The organism is Yersinia sp. FDAARGOS_228 (assembly GCF_002073315.2).
Taxonomy (GTDB): Bacteria; Pseudomonadota; Gammaproteobacteria; order Enterobacterales; family Enterobacteriaceae; genus Yersinia; species Yersinia intermedia.
Map to the genome: position 1 here is coordinate 498,899 of NZ_CP020409.2, position 24,737 is coordinate 523,635.

Consider the following 24,737-nt stretch of genomic DNA (forward strand, 5'->3'; position numbering starts at 1 on the left):
AGCCCTACGAACACCCGCAGACAGCCTTAGCCAAGTGTAGGCATACTGTATTCTGAAACCGTTTGCTGGCCGGTTGGCCAACGGGCGGTGGTTGTTTTCATCCGGGTATAAAAACGCACACCATCGGTACCGTGAACATTTAACGCACCGAATACCGAGCGCTTCCAGCCACCAAAACTATGGAACGCCATTGGGACGGGCACTGGAACATTGACGCCAACCATTCCGGCCTGAACTTCATGCACAAATAGCCGCGCATAGTGACCGCTACTGGTAAAAATAGCGCTACCGTTGCCGAATTCATGGCTATTAACTGTATCAATGGCTGTTTGGTAATCCGGGACTCTGACAATACCCAGTACCGGCCCAAAGATCTCTTCCCGATAGATCTTCATCTCTGGCGTAACGTGGTCAAACAGAGTGCCACCTACATAATATCCCTGCTCATAACCTGCAACTTTATAATTGCGGCCATCGGTGACTAACGTTGCGCCCTCTTTAACACCTTGATCAATATAACCGAGCACTTTTTTCTGATGGGCGGCTGAGATTAACGGCCCCATCTCATTTCCTTCACCGCCTTGCTGCAAGCCTGGGCCGACACGCAATTGAGTGATGAGTGGTTTTAGCTTCTCAAGCAATTTGTCTGCGGTGTCATCACCCACGACAACTGCAATAGGCAAAGCCATACAACGCTCACCCGCCGAACCAAATGCGCCGCCCATCAATGCATTTACTGTGGCATCCAGATCAGCATCAGGCATGATAATTGCCTGATTTTTAGCAGCCCCAAACGCTTGTACACGCTTACCGTGTGCACTGGCAGTAGTATAAATATGCTCAGCTACAGTAGAAGAACCAACAAAACTGACGGCCTGAATTCGTGGGTCAGTACAGAGCTGGGCCGCATTTTCATTTGAGCAGTGAATAACATTGAATACTCCATCCGGCAACCCAGCTTCTGTCAGAAGCTCAGCCATACGAACAGAGGCTGACGGGTCCAGTGCCGGTGGTTTTAAGATAAAAGTATTGCCACAAGTTAAAGCGACAGGGAACATCCACATCGGAACCATTGCCGGGAAGTTAAATGGCGTTATACCCGCGACCACACCCAGTGGTTGCATCATGGAAAAACAATCCACCCCCGTACCAACATCTGCGGAATATTCACCTTTCAAGAGATGTGGAATACCGCAGGCAAACTCGACAACTTCCAACCCACGAGTGATCTCACCCAACGCATCGGAATAAACTTTGCCATGCTCACGGACAATCAACTCAGCCAGCTCATCACGATGTTGCTCAATCAGTGCTTTAAAGTTGAACATAATACGGGCGCGACGCAGTGGAGTAGTTCGAGACCAGTCGGCAAAAGCTTGATGGGCCACGCCGATAGCCTGATTAACTTCTTCGGCAGAACTTTGCGTAACCTGGCTTTCAACTTTACCGGTGGCTGGATTATGAATATCGGCAGTCTGATTGCTGGAACTCAGGGAATTTTTTCCGCCAATAAAGTTACTCACGATTTTCATGTCTAACCCTCTTCTCAATAGCTGCTATCGCAGGGTTCGTTCAAAGTGGCTTTAACCTGACCATTTCTAACGGACCATACGCTCAATCAATAAGGGCTATCTTGTAATGGGACAAAAATAGCCAGCAAAGCGACCAGCCGCCAGAGAGGCGAAAAACCAGCCGATACGCAGACTTTATGCCATTGAAAAAAAAGTTTCAAATAACTTCTTTTAGAAATTTTGTTTTGTGCGATGTATCGCAAGTTCCTGCAAAGCCGTTACACCGTAATCAAAAAAGCCAGATAGCCCACGCAACGCGCTAAAAAGACTAAAGCACCTCATTCTTTTGCCGTAAATAAATTGTTAAGGTTAAAAAAACAACGGTACCAACTCGCTTTTATTGGTTTTAAATGAAAACTGAGTCGCCTTTTTAGACTAATTTTTGAGCTACATCTAAAAGTCAATGTTTCGTTATTTAATATAAATGAAATAAATGTTCTTATTTTAGCCATGTCTAGATGAGACTTTTCCCCCGTACTCACCACAGCAGGAGCAGTGCACCATGTCCATCGCGCAAGATCGTTTCTGTATTAATCGCAAAATTGCCCCAAATCTTAGTATTGAGCATTTTTTCCGCCTGGTTAAAAAATGTGGCTTAAATAAGGTTGAGCTACGTAATGATATGGCCGGTGGAAAAGTGACTGACGAGCTAACCACGACCCAGCTCAATACACTGGCTGATGAACATCAAATTGAAATTATTACTATCAATGCATTGCAATATTTTAATCTGCCGGAGCGCCGAGGCGAGCTACTACAAGAAGCGGAAACCATGCTCAAGTTGGCACGGGATATCAATTGTCGCGGAGTCATTCTGTGCCCAAACTGTAATGCCAGTGACAAGCGTTCAACGGAGCAAAAAGAGCAAGACACACTAGATGCACTACAACTACTCGCCCCTCTGTTTAAGAAATATCAAGTCACTGGGTTAGTTGAGCCTTTAGGTTTTGGGATCAGTTCATTGCGTTCTCATCTGTTAACACAATCACTGATCCGTAAATCGGCCGCCCCCTACCAAATGGTGCTGGATACTTTCCACTACTATCTGAGTGATATCGCTCAGGCCGAGTTTGATGCACATATAGATGTTAATTTGATTGGTCTGGTGCACCTTTCCGGCGTCGAAGAGAATCGGTTGAAATCCACACTGACGGATGAAGACCGCATTATGCTTAGTAAGCAAGATAAGCTGAACAGTAAACAACAAGTCGCAAATCTTGAACGCTTGGGTTATCAGGGAATCTATGCTTTTGAACCGTTTTCCTCGCAACTAAATATTTGGTCAGAGGCAGATATTGAAAGAGAGATTCGCCAAAGTATTGCTTACTTACAAAGCTAATAAGCACTACAGATTACTGGGGCTGATAACTGATTATTGAGTTTAACGCTGTGACGCAGAACTTAAGACATCTGCTCGGGGTGCCTGCTTTCTCAGGCATCCCGAAATGCTAACTACATTGGGGAAATTGCCATCCTCCCTGCTCATTATGAGCAGGATCACGGCTATCTGGTGCTGTAATTGCTCCAACGTACGACCAGGCTAGCTGCACCCGCGAGGGTTATCAGGCTAACTACACCTGTCCACCCCATTTTTTCCAGCATCAGGCTGCCTAAAGCTGAACCAACCGCCATCCCAACAAACACACCGGTAAATAACAAGGCATTGAGCCGGCTGCGGGCCGCAGGTTCCAGGCTGTAAATAATAGTTTGGTGTGCTACCAGAGTCGCCTGAACACCGAAATCAAAACCAATCGCGCTGATGACCATAAGCCCAATCTGGTATTGAAGTGGCAGTAGCGGCAGAAGAAATAGCGCTGCAAATGAGAGAGTTGCCACACCTGCACCCATCAAAGTAACCCTATGTGGCCCACGGCGATCCGCCAACGCTCCAGCAAGAGGTGCCGCCAAAGCACCTGCGGCACCGGCAAGACCAAACGCACCGGCAACAGCACTACCAAGATGATAAGTATCTTGTAACATCACTGCTAGTGTTGACCAAAAAGCACTGAATCCGACCGATAACAACCCCTGTGATAGCGCAGCACGGCGCAAGGTTTTAAACTGAAGCCACAAGTGAATCATCGACGTAAGTAGTGCTGGATAACTCAGTGTTGACGCTGCGGGAACCCGAGGTAAACCACGCCATATCACCAGCGTGATAAAAATAACTGATAGCGCCGCACCGATATACAACACCCGCCAACTAAAATATTCGGCGACAAAACCACTCAGCACCCGTGACAGTAAAATCCCCAGCAATAAGCCCGTCATTACAGTTCCGACGGTCTTACCCCGTTGTGCCGCTGAAGCCAACGTCGCTGATGCAGGAACAATGTCCTGCGCCATGGTTGCGGCAATCCCGACCACAAAACTGGTGACTAACAACCCATTGATACCAGAGATAAAACCACTGCACAGCAGCGCTGCGGTAAGCAAAAGACCTTTCAATAAAATGACAATCCGACGATCGTGGCGATCACCTAGCGGGGCGAGCAACAAGATACCTAAAGCATAACCAATCTGTGTCAGTGTCGGCACCATGCCAACCGTGCCTACACTGGCATGCAGATCGGTACCTATAACACCCAATAATGGCTGACTATAATAAATTGAGGCGACACTAAGCCCAGCGCCGGTTGCCAACATAAAAACTGTCCGGCCGGAAAGGGTTTTCTCAGGACTATCTAAAGGGCTTGGTATGGTTTGAATGGCTGACATGGCGGCTACCTATAATGATATTGAGTCAGTATTTTTGCCTGAGTAGATAGGTGTTGGTAGTCGCCTAAAGAGTAAAACTGTTATACGCTTAACGTATGATAGAACCCAGTTTGATTAGCATTGATCGTATAGAGTTAATGCAAACATTTATCCGTATCGTTGAGGCCGGTAGTTTATCGGCAGCAGCAGCACGTTTGGGTACAAGCCAGCCGACGATTAGCCGGCGGTTACAAACACTGGAACGCCTGCTTGGCCTGAAATTATTGCAGCGCACCACGCATGTTATGAAGCTCACCGACGATGGCGAACGCTGCTATTCCCATGCTAAGGCACTGGTTGAAAACTGGAATAGGATGGAGGATGACCTGCGCGGGGCCACGGACGAACCCAGGGGAATACTACGTGTTTTAGTGCCGCACGCGTTCGGGCAAGATCAATTAATCAAACCGCTTAAAGACTATTTAGGCCGTTATCCGAAAATGTCCGTGGAATGGATGCTAAATGATCGCCGCCCGGATTTCATCGTGGAGGGAATTGATTGCGCCATTCAAGTTGGAGCCGTCACCGATCCTTCAGTGGTTGCGATTCTGCTGGCTGAGGTGCCGCGTATTGTCGTCGCCGCCCCTGAATTGCTCAATGATAAGCCGCTACCGCTACATCCTGACCAATTGCAGGATTTACGCTGGCTGGCGCTAAGTTCGTTTTACCGTAATGAGGTCGTCCTAAATCATCAGACGAGTGGTGACATACATCGTTTTTCTATCCAGCCGCAATTGAGTACCGACAGTCTGTATGCCTTACGTAATGCCGCACTCGCGGGGGTCGGGGTAGGAATCGCCTCAACGTGGGTCGTGAGCGAAGATCTTGCACAAGGGCGGTTAGTACATCTAACGCCAGAATGGCACGGATTACCTTTGCCCATCTATCTGGTTTATCCCCATGCCAGTTTTTATCCAGCAAGATTACGGGCATTTTTAGATATTATGCGCCACGCCATGCCGAGTCTGGCTGGCACGCAACCCCCAGCGCAGCAACGCAAAAATACCACCAAGTAATGTTGGTTTATCACTCTCACTATTGTGAAGCACAATTTCTTATTATTGACCAATTCGGGGGGAATTCCTGGCCAGGGCACAAGATGGTACCAACTTGGCAGGTTCTAACTTATTCCATGACAATTGGCATAAGAGAATATAAAAAGAGAGCCTTCTCCAGCACACTGCTCCTATCGATATAATCGATGGCGTCAGCAAATTTAGTATTCCACTCACTCAGATTTCATCTCAGACAATAACCATAGTGAAAACTCCCGCATCGCGGCAGTTTCTGTGCGGGATTGTAGCCGAGTTAACCAATACCCACCCAGGCTAATCGTCGTACTAAATGGCTGGATGATACGTTCTCTGAGTAACAGGTGCGTAAACATGGACGGTGGAGCCAGTGCGATACCTATTTCTGCCTGTGCCGCTTCCAGCATGCTCACTGACGAATCGAACACCATTATTTGCTGAGAAGGTGAAGGGACACATCCCCCAGCAGCACTAAACCATGCCGACCACTCATCGCGGCGATAGGAACGAAGCAGCGTAAATTTTTGCAGGTCATCAGGATTGCGTAAACATCCCGCTAACGAGGGAGCACACAAAGGAGCAAGTGGCGCATCGCATAAAAATTGCGACTCAGTATCATGCCAGGCACCATTGCCATAGCGAATAGCATAATCCAGCCCTTCAGCCACCACATCAACACGGTTGTTGTGTGTGGAAAGTGAAACATCTACATGTGGATAACGTTGTTGAAAATCCCTCAGGCGCGGCAGGAGATAGCCGGTAGCGAAGGTCCCAACAACCCCCACTCTGACTTTCTCACGCATTACCCCAGCGGAAAAACGGTCTAGCGTGCCCGCTATACGATCAAAGGAATCATTAAGGATCGGTAGTAGATTCTCACCTTCTGTTGTTAACACTAATCCGCGTGAAATACGAATAAACAAACGGCAATTGAGGCGTTGTTCCAGCGCTTTGACCTGCTGGCTTATTGCCGCATGAGTCACATTTAATTCGATAGCAGCCTTAGTAAAACTTAACTGTCTGGCTGCGGCTTCGAAGGCGCGAAGTGAATTTAGTGGAATATAACTACGTACCATAGGATTATCTGTTAGATTTTCTATTATCAAACACTAAATATAATCGATTGTTATCCATAGTCAATCACCGCAGAATCAGCGACGCAGAAGGAGACACACTGCTTGTTGTTTATCAATCTAAGGAAGATTTTCTAATGTTGAAAAAGTCTGTAATCAATACCTTGGTCTTTACCGCTATCGCAACTTCGCCATTTTATACCTCGGCACAAACCATACTTACGGAGCAACAGGTTGCGGTTATCGTCAATAACACCCTTAAGCCGTTGATCGAACAACAGAATATCCCCGGCATGGCCGTCGCTGTATTTTATGATGGAAAACCACAGTTTTTTAACTATGGTGTAGCGGATATAAAAGCAGGTACCCCAGTCACTGAGAATACGCTGTTTGAACTTGGCTCAGTAAGTAAGACCTTTACCGGAATAGCCGGGGAATATGCCATGCAAACCGGCATTATGAACCTTAATGATCCAGTGACGGAATACGCTCCTGAGCTAACGGGTAGTCAGTGGCAAGATGTGAAAATGTTGCATCTGGCGACCTACACTGCGGGGGGGCTACCTCTTCAACTGCCCGATTCGGTTACAGACCAAAAATCATTATGGCAATATTATCAGCAATGGCAGCCACAATGGGCGCCTGGAGTGATGCGAAATTACTCTAATGCCAGTATTGGCTTATTCGGAGCATTGGCGGTAAAAAGAAGCCAGTTAACCTTCGAAGACTACATGAAGAAGTATGTGTTCCAGCCCTTAAAACTGACACACACTTTTATCACTGTCCCTGAATCGATGCAGTCAAGCTATGCATGGGGATATAAGGATGGTCAGCCAGTACGCGTCACGTTGGGCATGCTGGGTGAGGAAGCCTATGGGGTAAAAACCACCACGAAAGATATGGTGAGATATATGCAGGCCAATATGGACCCAGACAGCCTACCTGCCGAAAACGATAAGTTAAAGAAAGCTATCATCGCGGCTCAATCTCGCTATTTCCAGGCGGGGGAGATGTTCCAGGGGTTGGGATGGGAAATGTATAACTGGCCTATCAACCCGCAGCGGGTCATCGCCGACAGTGGCAATGATATCGCGTTGAAACCGCGTAAAGTTGAGGAGTTGCTGCCACCACACTCAGCAACACGGGCATCCTGGGTGCATAAGACCGGTGCTACCAATGGCTTTGGGGCTTATATTGTCTTCATCCCAGAGGAAAATATTGGCATCGTGATGTTAGCTAACAAGAATTACCCTAATCCTGTTCGCGTGCAAGCTGCCTATAATATTCTTCAGGCATTGCGTTGAGAATCATACCGCACTGACCCCATGATAGCCTCTTGATCAGGTATATCTGGTTAAGAGGCTTTATCTCAACTATCGCGTATCTTCAACTGCCAGTAAAAGTCGTTGACGCAACATCCTCGCCAAGAACCTTTATCACCGCCAGACTTTATGGATGAAATTTAACTGAGCGTACAAACTTTATTTTTGCTTCTCAGCCGCCAATGCCTGCGCACAGGCCCAGGCAGAGCTCCAGGCCCATTGAAAGTTATAGCCACCCAACCAGCCAGTGACATCAACGACCTCGCCAATAAAGTACATTCCAGGCACTTTATGGGCCTCCATTGTCTTAGATGAGAGCTCTTGGGTGTCAACACCACCAAGAGTGACCTCAGCAGTACGGTAACCCTCGGTGCCATTGGGTTGCACTCGCCATTGTTGAAGATTGGCGACTAACGCGGCCTGCTGCGGCGCATTTAATTGCTTCAGAGTAACGTCTGGCAGTTGCTCTAAGGTTTGAAGACACTCCACCAGCCGCTTAGGTAACCGCTGAGCCAGAGTATTCTTCAGTGTCTGATTAGGGTGTGCTTTTCGCTCACTGTCGAGAAAATCGTCTAAATCAGTGTCAGGAAGTAAGTTAATGCTCACATACTCACCAGCCTGCCAATAGCTTGAAAGTTGTAAAATTGCCGGGCCAGAAAGCCCACGGTGAGTAAACAAAATACTCTCACGGAAGCTAACGCCATTTTCGGCGGTGACCACCACAGGCACTGAAACACCAGATAATGTTTGCAGGTGTTCCAGCAGCGGTTTGTGCAAGGTAAAGGGGACTAATGCTGCACGAGTCGGGAGGACTTTCAAACCAAACTGCTCCGCCAGCTTATAGCCGAACGGTGAAGCGCCTAGTCCAGGCATAGATAGCCCACCAGAAGCGACAACAAGTGAGTTAGTGCTCACTTTCAAATCATTAATTTGTAATACAAACCCCGTATCGCTTTTTTCAACCGACAAAACATCACTACGCAACCGAATCGTGACCTGCCCCAACTCACACTCTTTCAGTAATAGCTCAACCACCTGCTGAGCAGAGTCATCGCAGAACAACTGCCCTAGCGCCTTCTCATGCCAGGCAATGCCATAGCGATTCATCAGATCGATGAAATCCCATTGGGTATAACGAGCCAAGGCGGATTTACAGAAATGGGGATTGTGTGACAGGTAAGCGGCAGGTTCCGCAAAGAGATTGGTAAAATTACAGCGACCGCCACCAGACATCAGTATTTTGCGCCCAGCCTTTTTGCCGTTATCGACCAGTAACACCCGACATCCTGCTTGCCCGGCCTGAGCGGCACAAAATAGCCCCGCAGCACCTGCACCTATCACTACCACATCAAACTGTTCCACACTGGGCCTCACTGAGTAAAATCATCATCGCTGCAAAATTGCCCGCTTTTGGCTGATTATTATATTATTTAGCGCATTCAACCGACAAATTGGCGGCGGGAGATTGTAAGTCGCCCGCAGGAATATCGCTATAGTAAGAAAATGTCTCATACGGTAAAACTAAGTAACTTGCTGATATAACATACATATGTTGATCAAAAAGACTAATTCGTCTGCGGTCATGTCAAAAAAAGGTCATATTTTCCTTTTCCCCACCCCCCATTGTCACTGATAATGCGCCGCGTTCATGTCCACAAACTGGCGTAACGCTTATGCTACATCTTTTCGCTGGCCTGGATTTCCATACCGGCCTAATGTTAGTTCTTGCTTTGTTGTTCGTGCTGTTTTACGAAGCCATCAATGGTTTTCATGATACAGCCAATGCGGTTGCGACCGTAATCTATACCCGTGCCATGCGTTCACAGGTTGCTGTTGTGATGGCAGGGGTGTTTAACTTCCTCGGCGTGATGCTGGGCGGTTTGAGCGTGGCTTATGCCATCGTTCATTTATTGCCTACTGATCTGCTGTTAAACGTCAGTTCGGCACATGGGTTGGCTATGGTCTTCTCTATGCTGCTGGCGGCGATTATCTGGAATTTGGGCACTTGGTATTTCGGTATCCCAGCTTCCAGCTCTCATACGCTAATTGGTGCAATCATCGGTATTGGTTTAACCAATGCATTAATGACCAGTACATCTGTTGTAGATGCACTGAACGTTCCTAAGATGATTCAAATCTTCCTGTCATTAATCTTATCCCCGATTGTGGGTCTGGTTATTGCCGGGTTGATGGTGTTCCTGTTACGTCGTTACTGGAACGGGTCTAAAAAGCAGCAACGTATTCACCTGACACCCGCTGAACGTGAAAAGAAAGACGGTAAACGTAAACCGCCATTCTGGACCCGTACTGCGCTGATTCTATCGGCTATCGGTGTGAGTTTCTCTCATGGCGCTAACGATGGTCAGAAAGGGATTGGCTTGATCATGCTGGTATTAATCGGCGTGGCTCCGGCTGGGTTTGTCGTGAATATGAGTGCAACCGGTTATGATATTGCCCGCACCCGCGATGCAGTGACCCATCTGCAACAATATTATCAGCAACATGTTGAGGTATTACCTCATGCCGTTGCGCTAAAACCGCTGGTACCTGCACCAGAAACATTACCGAATACACCCGCACAGTTCCATTGTGATAGCTCACGCGCCATGATTGCTATTGATCATGCCCAAACGTTGTTGGCTAACCTGCAAAGCTATGACGACCTGACGGTCGATCAACGCAGCCATATGCGTCGCTTGCTGATGTGTGTTGCCGAAACCGCAGGGACGGTTGCCAAACTGCCTGAAACCAGTGCTCAAGACCGTCGTTTCCTCAATAATCTGCGTACAGATTTGTTGGAAACTGTGGAATATGCGCCGACCTGGATCATCGTTGCCGTCGCTCTGGCCCTCTCTTTGGGTACCATGATTGGCTGGAAACGTGTGGCAGTCACCATCGGTGAGAAAATCGGTAAGAAAGGCATGACTTACGCGCAAGGGGTTTCAGCCCAGATGACTGCGGCGGTTTCCATCGGTATTGCGAGTTATACCGGTATGCCTGTATCGACAACGCAAGTGCTCTCTTCCGCCGTTGCCGGGACCATGTTGGTTGATGGCGGTGGTGTTCAGAGTAAAACCGTGAAGAACATTATGTTGGCTTGGGTATTAACCTTACCAATCTCTATTCTTCTTTCCGGTGGGCTGTACTGGGTGGCACTGAAATTTATTTAAACCCAGCGAAACGTATTACTATCATAGTGCCTTAACGTAGCATGATGATAAGACTGGGCAGTGAACATATTGAACAGTCACGGTAAATAAAAAGGCGGCCTGATTAGGTCGCCTTTTTTAATTGTCTTTCTGCCAAGAATTCATACTAATACCACAACATTAAGCCCACCAGACTGACCACTACCAAGCCACATAATGCGCTGGTCAGTATAAATTGCCCACGTAGTCTCTCACAGCGGCGGATAAATTCTGGATCATGATGATCAAGATAACGTTGGGCAAAAATGTAACCCACTAATCTAATTTGTTTGCTCGGCTGACCGTGAGAGGTAAAAAATCCACCACCATCAACATATTGATACAGCAACGGGTCGCAGCCACGTAATACTACTAACAAAGCACGCAGAGATGAATAATAACGTGCCATATTAATCACACATACCACACACAAAGCCCAAAAAAGCGCGACGGTACTGATCATAATTATCCTCCCAGCGATATCTCGCACATAAGGTCAGTCACCTGAACCTCTGCGCCATCGCTCACTCTAGCCGATACAAACACCCCCAGGGCTTCAAACGCCACCCCCTATCGCCCGCTTTCTGATTCTGGTTCGATGCGTTGTTCACTCGACACAGTATCCGAACGTGTAGGACTCCCTTTATGAGTGTAGGAAATGAAATGGAAAATAGCCTGATAATCTCTAAATTAAGCCTATTTAGACATTTGTTAAGTATCGATTAGCGTTAACTTATATCTAATATTACTCACTGAAAAATGTTCATAAAACACATCAATAGCGATGAAATATTAATCTTTCTTAACTAAATTATATAAATTTGGCCGCCGTTCTTTGTAAGTTATATTTGCATCACAAATATGAAATTCCGTTAATCAGGATGGTTTATCAGCGCTATACTTAAGATAATGATCTGCTTTAATTTAAGTAACCTAACCGTGTGCCAAGGTAATGAATAGCCGAATCTCATCACTTGTTGATGTAATTGGCGGCAAAATGACATACGGATGCTTTAGTGATCATCATCAAAACAGTGCGTTGTGATCCGTGAAACACTTCAGTTAGGGGTCATAATGGTACTATGCAGATACCGTGTTAGCACCCGTTCAACAGGTTGAATGTTTGCTTACCCATTAATTAACATTATGGAAGGAGTTTACTTATGGCTTACAAACACATTCTGATTGCGGTTGACCTATCTCCAGAAAGTAAGGTATTGGTGGAAAAGGCGGTCTCCATGGCCAGACCGTACAATGCCAAAGTTTCCCTGATCCATGTTGATGTTAACTACTCAGATCTCTATACCGGTCTGATCGACGTTAATCTTGGCGATATGCAAAAACGTATCTCTGAAGAAACCCATAATGCATTAACTGAGCTTTCGCAAAATGCAGGCTACCCGATTGAGCAAACCCTGAGTGGTAGCGGCGATTTGGGCCAGGTATTGGTTGATGCTATTAAGAAATATGATATGGACTTGGTATTATGCGGTCATCATCAGGATTTCTGGAGCAAGTTGATGTCTTCAGCACGCCAACTGATCAATACCGTACATGTCGATATGCTTATCGTGCCACTGCGTGATGAAGAAAATGGTGAGGATGATTAAGCTGCCTAAGTGTTATTAGATTAGCATCATCACCTCTGACGCCCGCCTTTAGCGGGCGTTTTTTTATGCTGAATCCCACGCCCACCCTATATTTCCACACATTAGTAACCCTGCTAAGTTTTTGTCAAAAATCCCTTGTAGTATGAATATAAACCAATGATATAGTCGAAGATGCACAACATCGTCTCCTCACTATTTTGGATAATAATAATAGGTCACAAAACACCGTCAGGAGAGTCTTAATTGGTACAAGGAATGATTAGTGATGAATGGTTTAACTTCTCTGGAGTCGTTTTTAGAATCTTTACAACAACGTGATGCCAACCAACCAGAATATCTCCAAGCAGTACGTGAAGTGTTCACGTCACTTTGGCCCTTTCTGGAGCAAAACCCACATTACCGTGAACAAAGTCTACTGGAGCGCTTAGTCGAGCCAGAACGCGTTATTCAATTCCGTGTTGCCTGGACTGATGACCAAGGTAACGTTCAGGTTAACCGCGCCTGGCGCGTTCAGTTTAACTCGTCGATTGGCCCTTATAAGGGCGGAATGCGTTTTCACCCATCAGTAAACTTATCGATTCTTAAGTTCCTTGGTTTTGAACAAACCTTTAAAAACGCCCTGACGACCCTGCCTATGGGCGGTGGTAAAGGCGGTTCTGACTTTAATCCTAAAGGTAAAAGCCAGGCTGAAGTGATGCGCTTTTGTCAGGCACTGATGATGGAACTGTATCGTCATCTCGGCCCGGATACCGATGTTCCTGCGGGTGATATTGGTGTTGGTGGTCGTGAAGTGGCGTTTATGTCCGGCATGATGAAAAAACTGTCGAATAACACCGCGTGTGTCTTCACCGGCAAAGGTCTCTCCTTCGGCGGTAGCCTGATTCGCCCGGAAGCCACCGGTTATGGTTTGGTCTATTTCACCGACGCTATGCTAAAACGCCACGGCTTAGGTTTTGAAGGCCGAAAAGTCTCGGTTTCCGGTGCCGGAAATGTCGCGCAATATACCATTGAAAAAGCCATGGAGCTGGGTGCCAGAGTGATTACCGCTTCTGACTCAGGTGGTACGGTGGTTGATGAAGCAGGCTTTACCCCAGAAAAACTGGCGCATCTGGCTGAGATTAAAAACAAACGTTATGGTCGTATTGAAGACTATGCCCGTGAACGTAATCTGGTCTATTTAGCCGATCAGCAGCCATGGAGTGTACCGGTTGATATCGCACTGCCGTGTGCGACGCAGAACGAACTGGACCTGCCAGCGGCACGTCAACTGATTGCCAACGGCGTTAAAGCCGTTGCCGAAGGCGCTAATATGCCTACGACTATTCAGGCAACTGATGCTTTCCTTGAGGCAGGTGTGCTGTTTGCACCAGGTAAAGCCGCCAATGCCGGTGGTGTTGCCACATCAGGTCTGGAAATGGCGCAGAACGCAGCCCGCCTGAGCTGGAAGGCCGAGAAAGTTGATGTCCGTTTGCATCACATCATGCTCGATATTCATCAATCTTGTGTTGAATACGGCGGCGAAGGCAAGCAAACCCACTATGTACACGGCGCGAATATTGCGGCCTTTGTTAAAGTGGCAGACGCAATGCTGGCCCAAGGTGTGTTGTAAGTAAGACTCTATTCCCATATTCTTTGAGGTAATAATACCTGGAGAATATGGGAAATTTATTTTCATAGATTTTAAAATAATATACCCCGACAGATAATATATAAAATCCCTGATTATTTTTAAGAACGTGCTTATTTTAAATATTCCCTATACCAGTAACATCCCTCCGGCACATGAGTCGTTAGCAAAATTATGAGGGATAAGAATGTTCAAGGACGAGACTAAAAATCACATCAGAATTCTGGATACGAATGAAAGAATTAATATTAATTATAAATTAAAAGAGATTGACCTATTAGCGATAACCAGCAGAAATAAATGGGAACATAAAAATAAAAATGGAATAAGTATTGTAACGTATTCGTTTAGCCAAACAATACCAATAGATTACCATCATTATAAGTCGAATGATGGTATTCAGGTTTATTCTCTTAATGCAGCGCAAATTCACCAGGTAAGAACCGCTATGCTCGCCACTTCTGATGTGGCGAATATTAAATTTATTGAGGCTGAAAATGATGTTGTAGCTAACATTCCCATCACGAATGCTTTACTCGAGGGATCTCTTGGCGGTTATGCCTATCGCCCGAATCCTGATAACCTCAGCCCCATATTTATTAATGCGAAAATAGAGGAGAATCTAGCCCCCACGCAATCAAACTATGGTGGTCGGGTATTTATGCATGAATTTGGCCATGCACTAGGCTTGGAGCATACTCATGACTCGATGGGCTTGACACAAAAAACCAGTGTAATGAGCTATTTATCTGAGTTCTACTCAGGAGCAATCTACGGGAATAACTTTGCATCAACCCCACAACTCCATGATATTTTAGCACTTCAATACCTTTACGGAACCAATAATCGTACCCGTATCGGCAATACGACTTATGGTTTCAATTCCAATAGTAATAGGGATTACTTTACTGCAACCCACGCTAGCGACAAGTTGGTATTCTGTGTGTGGGACGCCGGTGGTAACGATACGTTTGATTTTTCGGGTTATCATCAAAATCAAAGAATCACACTGACTAAACGTGGTTTCTCTGATATTGGCGGCTTGAGAGGCAATGTCTCAATTGCAGATAAAGTCGTGATTGAAAATGCCATCACAGGTAGCGGTGATGATGAAATCAACGGTAACCGATCAAATAACACCCTAAACGGAGGGGATGGTGATGACAGATTATGGGGCCGGGAGGGAAATGATCGGCTATTTGGCGGCCGTGGCAATGATCGGCTATCCGGTGGTAAGGGCGATGACTTCTTATCCGGGGGCGCAGGTAATGACCGGCTCGCCGGCGGGAGTGGCGATGACCGGTTATTCGGCGGGCGTGGCGCTGACCGGATGAAAGGGGGAGAGGGCCGTGATATTTTCCAATACCGTAATAGCAGGGATTCCACCAAAAAATATACCGATACCATCATCGACTTTACATCTGGTGAAGATAAAATTGATTTATCATTCATTATGGCTGGTAACAATATTGATCTGGTCAATCAATTTAGCGCGAATGGTCAAACAGAATTAATGCAGAAATATGATGATGTCGCTAATATTACCTATCTGATGATTGATTTCGATCCGAAAATAAGCAAAGTCGATATGATGATAAAATTCACCGGCAAACATCAATTCACACGCAATGATTTTATTGTCAGCTCACCGCTTATTTCATAACTATTTATTCAGGTAGAATAGATGATTCAGGTGGCTGCAATAACGCGCAGCCGCCTGATTGAAGCCAATATATCCAAAGTCATTGGCATTACAGCAACAGGGCCAACTAACACTGTAATAGCATCAAGGAAGTGGCATATAGAGGTCAAAACGATGGCTTTTAGTGGTGACAGCCGCTTGCGCAGCTATTCCTGCCAACGGTTCGGCATAATCTGGCCGCTTCACCACTACCCGTTTGGTCGCTAACGCACGGGCCGGTGCCAATAAACCATCGGCATCTTCATCCGCACCCACCAGCGATTGGAACACCCGCATCTCCTTTTTAACCAACGCACTTTTCTGCCGGTGCGGGTACATCGGATCGAGGTAAACCACTTCTGGCCGGGGTTCAATATCTGCCAGTGCTATCAGGCTGGAGGCGTGCAACAGCGTCAACCGTTCACGCAGCCACGGGCCAATCTCAGCATCCTGATAACCGCGACACAAACCATCATCGAGCAATGCCGCCACCACTGGATTGCGTTCCAGCATTTGCACCTGGCAACCCAGCGCTGCCAAAACAAACGCATCCCGCCCTAAGCCTGCGGTGGCATCGACCACGCGGGGAAGATAACCCTTTTTGATACCGACGGCTTTGGCTACTGCTTCCCCTCGCCCACCGCCGAACTTGCGGCGATGCGCCAACGTACCGGAGACAAAATCGACATAAATGCCGCCGAGCTTCGGCTCATCCCTCTTGCGCAACTCAAGGCGCTCAGGTGTCAGCACCAGCGCCATAATGGCCTGCTCGTCAGACACCAACCCCCAGCGCTCAGCCAAAATAGACAAGGCGCCGGGGGCGGCGCCTGCTTCGGACAATAAACAGATACTTACCTGTGACACGTTCTAGCCCTTAATACCGTAATGGCGCAGCATAGCATCCAACTGCGGCTCACGGCCACGGAAGCGCTTGAACAGCGTCATAGGCTCTTCAGAACCGCCACGGGACAGAATATTATCGAGGAAGGACTGCCCGGTGGCAGCATTGAAAATCCCCTCTTCTTCGAAACGCGAGAACGCATCTGCCGAGAGCACTTCTGCCCACAAATAGCTGTAGTAACCCGCCGCATAGCCACCAGCAAAGATATGGCTAAAAGCATGTGGGAAACGGCCCCATGTTGGTGACGGTACCACTGCCACCTGCTTTTTCACTTCATACAGGATCGGCAGGATCTGTGCGCCAGTCAGTGGATCGAACTCATAATGCATGCGGAAATCGAACAGGCCGAACTCTAATTGACGCAGAATAAATAACGCCGCCTGATAGTTTTTGGCCGCCAGCAGTTTATCCAGCATCTCTTGCGGTAATGGCTCGTGCGTCTGGTAATGGCCGGAAATAAACGCCAGCGCCTCCGGCTCCCAGCACCAGTTCTCCATAAACTGGCTCGGCAATTCGACCGCATCCCAAGGGACACCATTGATGCCCGAGACACCGGCAGTATCAATTTTGGTCAGCATATGATGCAGACCATGGCCGAACTCATGGAATAAGGTGGTGACTTCGTTATGGGTGAACAGCGCCGGTTTACCGCCGACTGGCCCATTAAAGTTACAAGTCAGATAAGCGACGGGTTTTTGCAATTGGCCATTCGCCAGACGCAGGCTACCAACACAATCATCCATCCAGGCACCGCCACGTTTGTGCTCACGGGCGTACAAGTCAAGATAGAAGCTGCCGCGCAGTTCACCGCTGGCATCAAAGAGTTCGAAGAACCGCACATCTGGATGCCAGGTATCCACATCGCGGCGCTCTTTGGCGCTAATACCGTAAATACGTTTAACGACTTCGAATAACCCTTCTACCACCCGCTGTTCCGGGAAGTAAGGCCGCAATTGCTCGTCACTGATAGAGAACAGATGCTGCTTCTGTTTCTCTGAATAATAGGTGATATCCCAGGCAGCCAACTCATTGACGCCGTAGTGTTTCTCAGCAAAAGCACGTAATTGCGCCAGCTCTTCTTCAGCCTGCGGGCGAGCGCGCTTCGCCAAATCGTTTAGGAAACCAAGCACCTGTTGCGGGCTTTCTGCCATTTTGGTCGCCAGCGATTTATCGGCATAGCTGCCAAAACCTAACAGTTGTGCCAACTCATGGCGCAATGTCAGAATTTCCGCCATGATTTCACTGTTATCCCACTTACCGGCATTTGGCCCCTGATCAGAGGCGCGGGTCGCGAAGGCGCGGTACATCTCTTCGCGCAATTTAGCGTTATCAGCATAGGTCAGAACCGGCAGGTAACTTGGCATATCCAGCGTCAGCAACCAGCCATCCTGCTGTTTGGCTTCAGCCATAGCTTTAGCCGCAGCCAGGGCACTTTCTGGCAAGCCTTGCAATTGGTTAACATCAGTAATTAACTTGCTCCAGCCCATGGTGGCATCAAGCACGTTATTGCTGTAAGTGGAGCCTAGCTCAGACAAACGGGCGACAATTTCGCCATAACGTTTCTGCTGATCGGGTTGTAAACCGATACCGGATAACTGGAAATCGCGCAGCGCATTCTCTACTGCTTTGCGCTGTGGGGCTGTCAATGCATCAAACCCTGGGCCTTCTTTCAGACTGACATAGGCCTGATACAAACCTTTATGTTGACCCACCCAAGTGCCGTATTCCGACAGCAATGGCAGGCTTTGTTCATATGCAGTGCGCAGTTTTGGACTATTTTTGACCGAATTTAAATGCCCGATAGGCGACCAGATACGCGATAAGCGATCGTCAGACTCAGCCAATGGCTGGCACAGGTTATCCCAAGTGAAAGGTCCTGGCTGGGCAACTACCCGCTCCACCGCTTGACGGCATTCATCCAGCGCGGATTTCACCGCAGGCACGATATCTTCGGGGCGAATCGCAGAAAATGGCGGCAGGGAGAACGGGGTCAACAGCGGATTTGTCATAGGGCAGTCCTGATTATAGTTTTGGATATCAATGATTCTTTTGAATATCAATGATCGTTTTCAATACCGCCGCGATGGTGAATACAACGACGACTTATAAATTATCTATGTATGATTAACATGAGGTCTATCAACATGAAAATCAATGGCTGGCGGCCTGACGACTATTGATTACCCACCGATTTTGGCAATCAAGCTCGCACTGCTGGTGTAGCAAAAACCTCAACCAGCTTAAATTGCTCAAAGACCAATAGCATCTCAGGGGAGAAATCACCCTCTCGTTCAAAGAAGGCCCGATGCCCGGTCTGCCAATAAACCAAGCTTTTATCTCCCTCCCCCTCTTTGTCCGCCATTTCTGCGGTGACATCACAATAGCGGACCAGCGTTAAGCTCATGGTTCTAATGACACAAACCGGTGTGCCTCGGCCATCGAGAATGACATTGTAATCACCAACACTGGGCGAAGCTTCTGATTTATAAGCACGATAGGAGCAACAAGTCGCTGTTTTAGCGCCGTTGATGACCAATTGCGCCAATTCATCTGCCATCTCAGAACTGTCGCCAAAGGACCAGAGCAAAGCGTCTGGGTAGTGCTCAGCAATTATCTTGTTAGTCATTATTATATCCATTGAGGTGAGATCAGGTATTCATCACAGATTAATGCAATTCAGTTTTTATCCACCAGACAGTTTATACTAGTTGCCATAATGTGCTGGCTGCGGTTTCTCACCAGGGTGTTTGTCGCATCCACAGATAAAAAGCACTGCCACAATCTACAGCATATATTCTCGCTAAATCCTTGATTTAAATTAGAATATCAATTGGTTAAAATAAAATGTTAAGTTATCGCCATAGTTTTCACGCCGGCAACCATGCCGACGTTCTTAAACATACCGTTCAAAGTCTGATTATTGAGTCTTTGAAGGAAAAAGAAAAACCGTTCCTTTATCTGGATACCCACGCCGGAGCCGGTCGCTACCAATTAAGCGGTGAGCATGCCGAGCGCACGGGGGAGTACCTTGATGGCATCGGCTTACTGTGGCAACGTGATGATTTACCTGCTGATCTAGCGCCATACATGAGCGTTATCAATTACTTTAACCGTAGCGAAAAACTGCGTTATTACCCCGGTTCGCCGTTAATCGCTCGCCATTTATTGCGTGAAGATGACAAAATTCATCTGACTGAACTGCACCCAAGCGACTACCCGTTGCTGCGCAATGAATTTGCTAAAGATGAGCGAGCTAAAGTTCAGCGTGCCGATGGTTATCAACAGCTTAAATCACAATTACCCCCATCATCACGCCGGGGCTTTGTTCTGATTGATCCACCGTATGAAATGAAAACGGATTATCAGGATGTGGTGAAAGGTATTCAGGAAGGCTATAAACGCTTTGCAACAGGTACCTATGCATTATGGTATCCCGTGGTTTTACGTCAGCAAATCAAACGCATGCTACGGGATCTGGAAGCCACCGGCATCCGCCGTATCTTGCAAATTGAGCTGGCAGTGCGCCCAGACAGCGACCAACATGGTATGACCGCATCTGGCATGATTGTGATTAACCCGCCGTGGAAGCTGGAACAACAAATGAATACCTTGTTGCCGTGGCTGCACAACGTGCTGGTGCCATCGGGCCATGGTCATACACTGGTGAAATGGGTAGTGCCAGAATAATATACCCTTCATACATCAAGTTGCAGATGCGTTGGCTGCCTTCCTGCAACTCGAATTATTTTGGTATAGATAGCACTGGAATAATTCTTTCCTAAATAAATTGCCTATCAGAGCCATTGACGCAACCTTTGCGACAAAACGCGGGTAAGCGTTAAACTGTTAGGCAAATTTTAAACAACGTGGGAACGATTCTGATGACCAAACATTACGACTATCTGGCAATTGGCGGTGGCAGTGGTGGGATCGCGTCGATCAACCGGGCTGCCATGTACGGCCAAAAGTGTGCGCTGATCGAAGCTAAACAGCTTGGTGGCACCTGCGTCAACGTCGGTTGCGTGCCGAAAAAAGTGATGTGGCATGCCGCGCAAATTGCAGAAGCGATTCATTTGTATGGCCCAGATTACGGCTTCGATACCACGGTGAATCATTTCGATTGGAAAAAGCTGATCGCTAACCGTACTGCTTACATCGATCGTATCCATCAGTCTTATGAACGCGGTTTAGGTAATAACAAAGTGGATGTTATTCATGGTTTCGCGCGTTTTGTTGATGCGCATACTGTGGAAGTGAACGGTGAAAAAATCACTGCTGATCACATCCTGATCGCCACCGGTGGCCGCCCAAGTCACCCGAATATCCCTGGCGCAGAATACGGGATCGACTCCGATGGCTTCTTCGAATTAGACGAGATGCCAAAGCGAGTTGCCGTAGTCGGTGCAGGTTATATCGCGGTAGAAATCGCCGGGGTGCTCAATGGGTTAGGTACAGAAACCCATCTGTTTGTCCGCAAACATGCACCATTGCGTACTTTTGATCCGCTGATTGTTGAAACTCTGCTTGAAGTGATGAACACCGAAGGGCCAAAACTGCATACCGAAGCGATACCAAAAGCGGTGATTAAAAACGCCGATGGTAGCCTAACGCTGCAACTGGAAAATGGCACTGAAGTCACCGTTGACCACCTGATTTGGGCCATTGGCCGTGAGCCATCAACTGACAACCTCAATCTGTCTGCCAGCGGTGTCAAAACCAATGACAAAGGCTATATCGACGTTGATAAGTTCCAAAATACTAACGTCAAAGGTATCTACGCCGTCGGGGACAACACCGGTGCGGTTGAACTGACCCCTGTAGCCGTGGCTGCGGGCCGCCGTTTGTCTGAACGCTTGTTCAATAACAAGCCGGATGAGCATCTGGATTACAGTAATATTCCAACCGTCGTATTCAGCCATCCGCCAATCGGTACTATTGGCCTGACTGAGCCGCAAGCACGCGAGAAGTTTGGCGACGATCAGGTGAAAGTGTACAAATCTTCCTTCACCGCCATGTACAGCGCAGTGACTCAGCACCGCCAGCCATCCCGGATGAAATTAGTCTGCGTAGGGGTGGAAGAGAAGATTGTTGGTATCCATGGTATCGGTTTCGGTATGGATGAAATCCTGCAAGGGTTTGCCGTCGCCGTGAAAATGGGCGCAACCAAGAAAGATTTCGACAACACCGTCGCTATCCACCCAACCGCCGCGGAAGAGTTTGTTACCATGACAGGTTAGTGTAGAAAACCCATCCCTACACCTTTTTTAACGCTGAAAAACTGGCCTAAAACGCCAGTTTTTTTATGCTGTCAGGTCGAGGCTTACAGCACTCTTACTTTATTAAATTGGGGTGCCTGGACGACGATTTTGTGACGCGTTTACACGGTCAAATAATTCATATAGCTAATTGGGCAATGCAGATCCGTAAGAGTCCGGGGTTAGTTTGGAGTGCTCATCCTGAGCCTATGCATCCAACAAGCTTCCACGATACCAACTCTAGCCAGAAATCTGGCTATAAAGCTTATCAACAGCATTAATCTTGCCTGTAAGCCTCTGGACTTTATTGTCGATGTCGCGAAAAAGCCCCGCAAAATCCGCTTTCAGGCTATTCAATGCTGGTCGTAAATCTTCCAGAACTTCCTTCTCCCCAATAGCCTGATTCAGTTCTGTCTCATAGCGTGCTTTTTGCTGCTCAAAGACCTGAGATAGCTCATTACTGGCTGGAGCAGAATGCACAGAAGCAGGCTCCACGTCGTTGAACTGGTAAAAATCTGTCTTGCAGTACTCATACTGCATAACTTTTTCTTGCCGCTTTCTGGTCAATATTCCGGCTAATTGCAGCCTCCGAAGATGCGCATACACATATGACCTGGTTTTTTTCTCATCATTGAAACCATCAACTTCCTCAAGCAAAATCTGAGCTAATTCATTGACAGTAAAAGGTTTGTCTTCTGCGCCAACCAGCGCATATTTCATTGCATAGGGAATATTGATATCGGGCTGAATCATTAAAATCGCTTTCGTTAGTGCATAGGATTGCTAAGTATACAGGGACGGAGGAAACTTAGAAAATCTAAGTCTAATTGGGTCTCAGAAGATGGCAACGTGTCAGGCGAAAATCCCTTCCCACTACGCTTGCGGCAGGCAAGGATGCGAGCAGGTCTTTCTCAGAGAGGCTTGGGGATACTTATCGGCTTTGATCCGGGTTCTGCGAGTAGCCGTATGAACCACTATGAGAAAGGAAGACATACGCCCGATATCGAGACACTCCAGCGCCTGGCAAGAGAACTGGATGTTCCGCTTCACTACTTTTTTTGCGTCGATGACGTTTCTGCAGAACTGGCATGCTTAATCGAACGCATGAATACTGAGCAAAGAGCACAGTTACTACAGTTGCTCAAAGAGAAGACATCTGTCCCCTATTCTGAAATAAAATGATGTTGTCTTCGTAGAAAAATGGGCACCCCCCTACTTTTAGGGTCTGTGGAGAAAAGGTATTTCAATGGATGATTTTGAACTACAGTGTGTATTTAATCAAATAACTGCTACGTCTTCCCCACTTGAAGCACTTAACATTTATGAGCAGCACTTCGATTTGTTGAAGGACTGGCGAATCATCTATGCTTCTAATAATGACCATGGTCCCTTTAAGCTACAAAACAAAGTCGTCAATGGCGCAGCTGGAATTTGCTCCATTTTCAGAGGACAATCCCTATGGGTTATTGATGCGAACATGGCAGGAAAAGAAGGCGTGGTTCCCTATATTGCAGGAACTGGAATATACTTCGATTCTAATGCGGCCTCATTCATTTATTCATTAGGATATAAAGAAAAATTTGGTCCAGAGCTAAGAAAGCAACTGGGGAGAATACAGTCTTTAGGGATAGATTATCGAAATATCAATCCTTACTTATATCTTTTTGAAAACAGAAAGCATTTTGACTCCAGACCTGAAAACATTGAATATGGAAGAAAAACTTTTGCGGTCATGACAGCGTTATCACAAATTGCGGGTCCGCTGGATGAGTCCTGGCGGGAAATGTACAAAAAATATTTTTTGGAACAATGTGAAGAAAGCATTGCTCCATTGTTTGAAAGCTTCCTTTCGCAGCATAAGAATGGGGATTTCAATTCCCTTGATCATCAATTTGCGTTGACCGAGTTGTTGCTAATAGAAACTAAGATACTGGACATCGCCACGAATGATAACAATGAACATAAACTTGAAAAACTTATTCAGTTTATGGATGAAAAATTGCAAGTAATGATGCTACGAGAGATTGCTGTTTGTGCAGATATTCTTTTTAATGGAAATAATAGCCAATTAACAAAGAAACTTCGCAAAGTCAACTGTCGTCATCCTGACTCACTTGGTATTATTCATGGTTGCGCTTGGGATTTGTTCATGTTTCGTGTTATGGACTGGTTCAGTAATACAAGTAATAAGTTTGGCGCCGATTTCTATATCTCAAATCTTGTTTCTTGTGATAAGGATGTTTTGGATGTTGCAGAACTCACCAAACTAAAAGCTATCGCATTACATAACAACTCACATGAACATGTAATTTTCCCGGACAACAGCCCGGAGAAAATACTCTTTTCTATTCTGGGGGAAAATAAACGGGAATTTCTGATAAGTCTATTCAACTACGACTCGCGCCAAAAACGCATTGGCTGGACACAGAAAAAAAACAACAAAGAGATCTACGCTGATAAGAATAAAATTATTCGGTCACTTTTAAAGGAAAAGCGGGAGGAGTTGGCATCATTAATTCGTCAGTAAATATGGATGAAATTCGACTTCACAGATTAAAACATGATGCATAGAATTAACAATTTCACGCTCATTGTGTGCTCAAATTTTACCTAACCCCTAACCCTCGAGCGAAGGTCAGGACTCAGAGATCTACGTTCCACAACCAGAAGATATCAGTATCTGTGAGAATTTTTATAGTTAACCATCCTGATTATGGTTAT

20 protein-coding genes are annotated in these 24,737 nt (G+C 46.8%); 11 read left to right on the forward strand and 9 right to left on the reverse strand.

From position 1 onward, the window contains the following. Positions 1-26: 26 nt before the first annotated feature. Complete coding sequence (locus A6J67_RS02345; protein WP_050297621.1) at positions 27-1,532, reverse strand: CoA-acylating methylmalonate-semialdehyde dehydrogenase; 1,506 nt, start codon at positions 1,530-1,532, stop codon at positions 27-29. A 541-nt stretch (positions 1,533-2,073) separates the two neighbouring features. Between A6J67_RS02345 and A6J67_RS02350 the strand changes: the two genes are divergently transcribed. Beyond that, positions 2,074-2,910: a TIM barrel protein gene (locus A6J67_RS02350; RefSeq protein WP_050297622.1), complete on the forward strand. Its 837-nt coding sequence runs from the start codon at positions 2,074-2,076 to the stop codon at positions 2,908-2,910. Positions 2,911-3,074: 164 nt separating this feature from the next. On the opposite strand, the gene A6J67_RS02355 is transcribed toward A6J67_RS02350, so the two are convergent. Further along, positions 3,075-4,289: an MFS transporter gene (locus tag A6J67_RS02355; protein ID WP_032906786.1), complete on the reverse strand. Its 1,215-nt coding sequence runs from the start codon at positions 4,287-4,289 to the stop codon at positions 3,075-3,077. Between the two features lie 95 nt (positions 4,290-4,384). On the opposite strand from A6J67_RS02355, the gene A6J67_RS02360 reads away from it, so the two are divergent. Then, on the forward strand, positions 4,385-5,344 hold the full coding sequence (locus A6J67_RS02360) for a LysR family transcriptional regulator (RefSeq protein ID WP_050297623.1): 960 nt from the start codon (positions 4,385-4,387) through the stop codon (positions 5,342-5,344). A gap of 212 nt (positions 5,345-5,556) precedes the next feature. Here the strand turns inward: A6J67_RS02360 and ampR are convergent, their stop codons facing one another. Further along, entirely contained in the window at positions 5,557-6,435 is an 879-nt protein-coding gene (gene ampR, locus A6J67_RS02365) for a LysR family transcriptional regulator AmpR (RefSeq protein ID WP_005187120.1), read from the reverse strand. 134 nt (positions 6,436-6,569) lie between these two features. Here ampR and ampC point away from each other — a divergent pair, with 134 nt between their 5' ends. Beyond that, positions 6,570-7,736: a class C beta-lactamase gene (ampC, locus tag A6J67_RS02370; RefSeq protein ID WP_050288697.1), complete on the forward strand. Its 1,167-nt coding sequence runs from the start codon at positions 6,570-6,572 to the stop codon at positions 7,734-7,736. Positions 7,737-7,913: 177 nt separating this feature from the next. Here ampC and A6J67_RS02375 read toward each other — a convergent pair whose 3' ends face one another. After that, a complete protein-coding gene (locus A6J67_RS02375) occupies positions 7,914-9,116 on the reverse strand; it encodes an NAD(P)/FAD-dependent oxidoreductase (RefSeq protein WP_050073669.1) in 1,203 nt (400 codons plus the stop codon). A 311-nt stretch (positions 9,117-9,427) separates the two neighbouring features. Here A6J67_RS02375 and pitA point away from each other — a divergent pair, with 311 nt between their 5' ends. Continuing rightward, the gene (gene pitA, locus A6J67_RS02380) at positions 9,428-10,924 is read left to right on the forward strand and encodes an inorganic phosphate transporter PitA (protein WP_005187114.1); all 1,497 of its coding nucleotides are present in this window, start codon (positions 9,428-9,430) and stop codon (positions 10,922-10,924) included. Positions 10,925-11,069: 145 nt separating this feature from the next. On the opposite strand, the gene uspB is transcribed toward pitA, so the two are convergent. Continuing rightward, complete coding sequence (uspB, locus tag A6J67_RS02385; protein ID WP_005187112.1) at positions 11,070-11,405, reverse strand: universal stress protein UspB; 336 nt, start codon at positions 11,403-11,405, stop codon at positions 11,070-11,072. A 700-nt stretch (positions 11,406-12,105) separates the two neighbouring features. Between uspB and uspA the strand changes: the two genes are divergently transcribed. The 3 genes from uspA (at position 12,106) to A6J67_RS02400 (ending at position 15,842) form a co-directional block, all read left to right on the forward strand. Continuing rightward, positions 12,106-12,552 carry a universal stress protein UspA gene (uspA, locus tag A6J67_RS02390; protein ID WP_005187107.1) on the forward strand — a complete coding sequence of 149 codons (447 nt, stop codon included), beginning with the start codon at positions 12,106-12,108 and terminating at the stop codon, positions 12,550-12,552. Between the two features lie 265 nt (positions 12,553-12,817). Then, positions 12,818-14,161, forward strand: a complete 1,344-nt coding sequence (gene gdhA, locus A6J67_RS02395) for an NADP-specific glutamate dehydrogenase (protein ID WP_005187104.1) — start codon at positions 12,818-12,820, stop codon at positions 14,159-14,161. A gap of 205 nt (positions 14,162-14,366) precedes the next feature. Then, a complete protein-coding gene (locus tag A6J67_RS02400) occupies positions 14,367-15,842 on the forward strand; it encodes a M10 family metallopeptidase C-terminal domain-containing protein (RefSeq protein WP_042568792.1) in 1,476 nt (491 codons plus the stop codon). A gap of 123 nt (positions 15,843-15,965) precedes the next feature. Here the strand turns inward: A6J67_RS02400 and rsmJ are convergent, their stop codons facing one another. From rsmJ to A6J67_RS02415, 3 genes are all read right to left on the reverse strand, one after another. Continuing rightward, positions 15,966-16,724 carry a 16S rRNA (guanine(1516)-N(2))-methyltransferase RsmJ gene (rsmJ, locus tag A6J67_RS02405; protein ID WP_032906784.1) on the reverse strand — a complete coding sequence of 253 codons (759 nt, stop codon included), beginning with the start codon at positions 16,722-16,724 and terminating at the stop codon, positions 15,966-15,968. Between the two features lie 3 nt (positions 16,725-16,727). Continuing rightward, positions 16,728-18,770 (reverse strand): oligopeptidase A, encoded by a 2,043-nt coding sequence (prlC, locus tag A6J67_RS02410; protein WP_080608027.1) that lies wholly within the window; start codon positions 18,768-18,770, stop codon positions 16,728-16,730. 191 nt (positions 18,771-18,961) lie between these two features. Beyond that, complete coding sequence (locus tag A6J67_RS02415) at positions 18,962-19,387, reverse strand: ASCH domain-containing protein (protein ID WP_050297625.1); 426 nt, start codon at positions 19,385-19,387, stop codon at positions 18,962-18,964. A 218-nt stretch (positions 19,388-19,605) separates the two neighbouring features. Here A6J67_RS02415 and A6J67_RS02420 point away from each other — a divergent pair, with 218 nt between their 5' ends. Next, a complete protein-coding gene (locus A6J67_RS02420) occupies positions 19,606-20,448 on the forward strand; it encodes a 23S rRNA (adenine(2030)-N(6))-methyltransferase RlmJ (protein ID WP_005187093.1) in 843 nt (280 codons plus the stop codon). Between the two features lie 194 nt (positions 20,449-20,642). Continuing rightward, positions 20,643-21,998, forward strand: coding sequence for a glutathione-disulfide reductase (gorA, locus tag A6J67_RS02425; protein WP_080608028.1), 1,356 nt, complete (start codon positions 20,643-20,645; stop codon positions 21,996-21,998). Positions 21,999-22,256: 258 nt separating this feature from the next. Here gorA and A6J67_RS02430 read toward each other — a convergent pair whose 3' ends face one another. Next, on the reverse strand, positions 22,257-22,769 hold the full coding sequence (locus A6J67_RS02430; RefSeq protein ID WP_080608029.1) for a hypothetical protein: 513 nt from the start codon (positions 22,767-22,769) through the stop codon (positions 22,257-22,259). A gap of 96 nt (positions 22,770-22,865) precedes the next feature. Between A6J67_RS02430 and A6J67_RS02435 the strand changes: the two genes are divergently transcribed. Both A6J67_RS02435 and A6J67_RS02440 read left to right on the forward strand, forming a co-directional pair. Continuing rightward, the gene (locus tag A6J67_RS02435; protein WP_080608030.1) at positions 22,866-23,198 is read left to right on the forward strand and encodes a helix-turn-helix domain-containing protein; all 333 of its coding nucleotides are present in this window, start codon (positions 22,866-22,868) and stop codon (positions 23,196-23,198) included. Positions 23,199-23,262: 64 nt separating this feature from the next. Further along, positions 23,263-24,543 (forward strand): hypothetical protein, encoded by a 1,281-nt coding sequence (locus A6J67_RS02440; protein WP_080608031.1) that lies wholly within the window; start codon positions 23,263-23,265, stop codon positions 24,541-24,543. Positions 24,544-24,737: the final 194 nt, after the last annotated feature.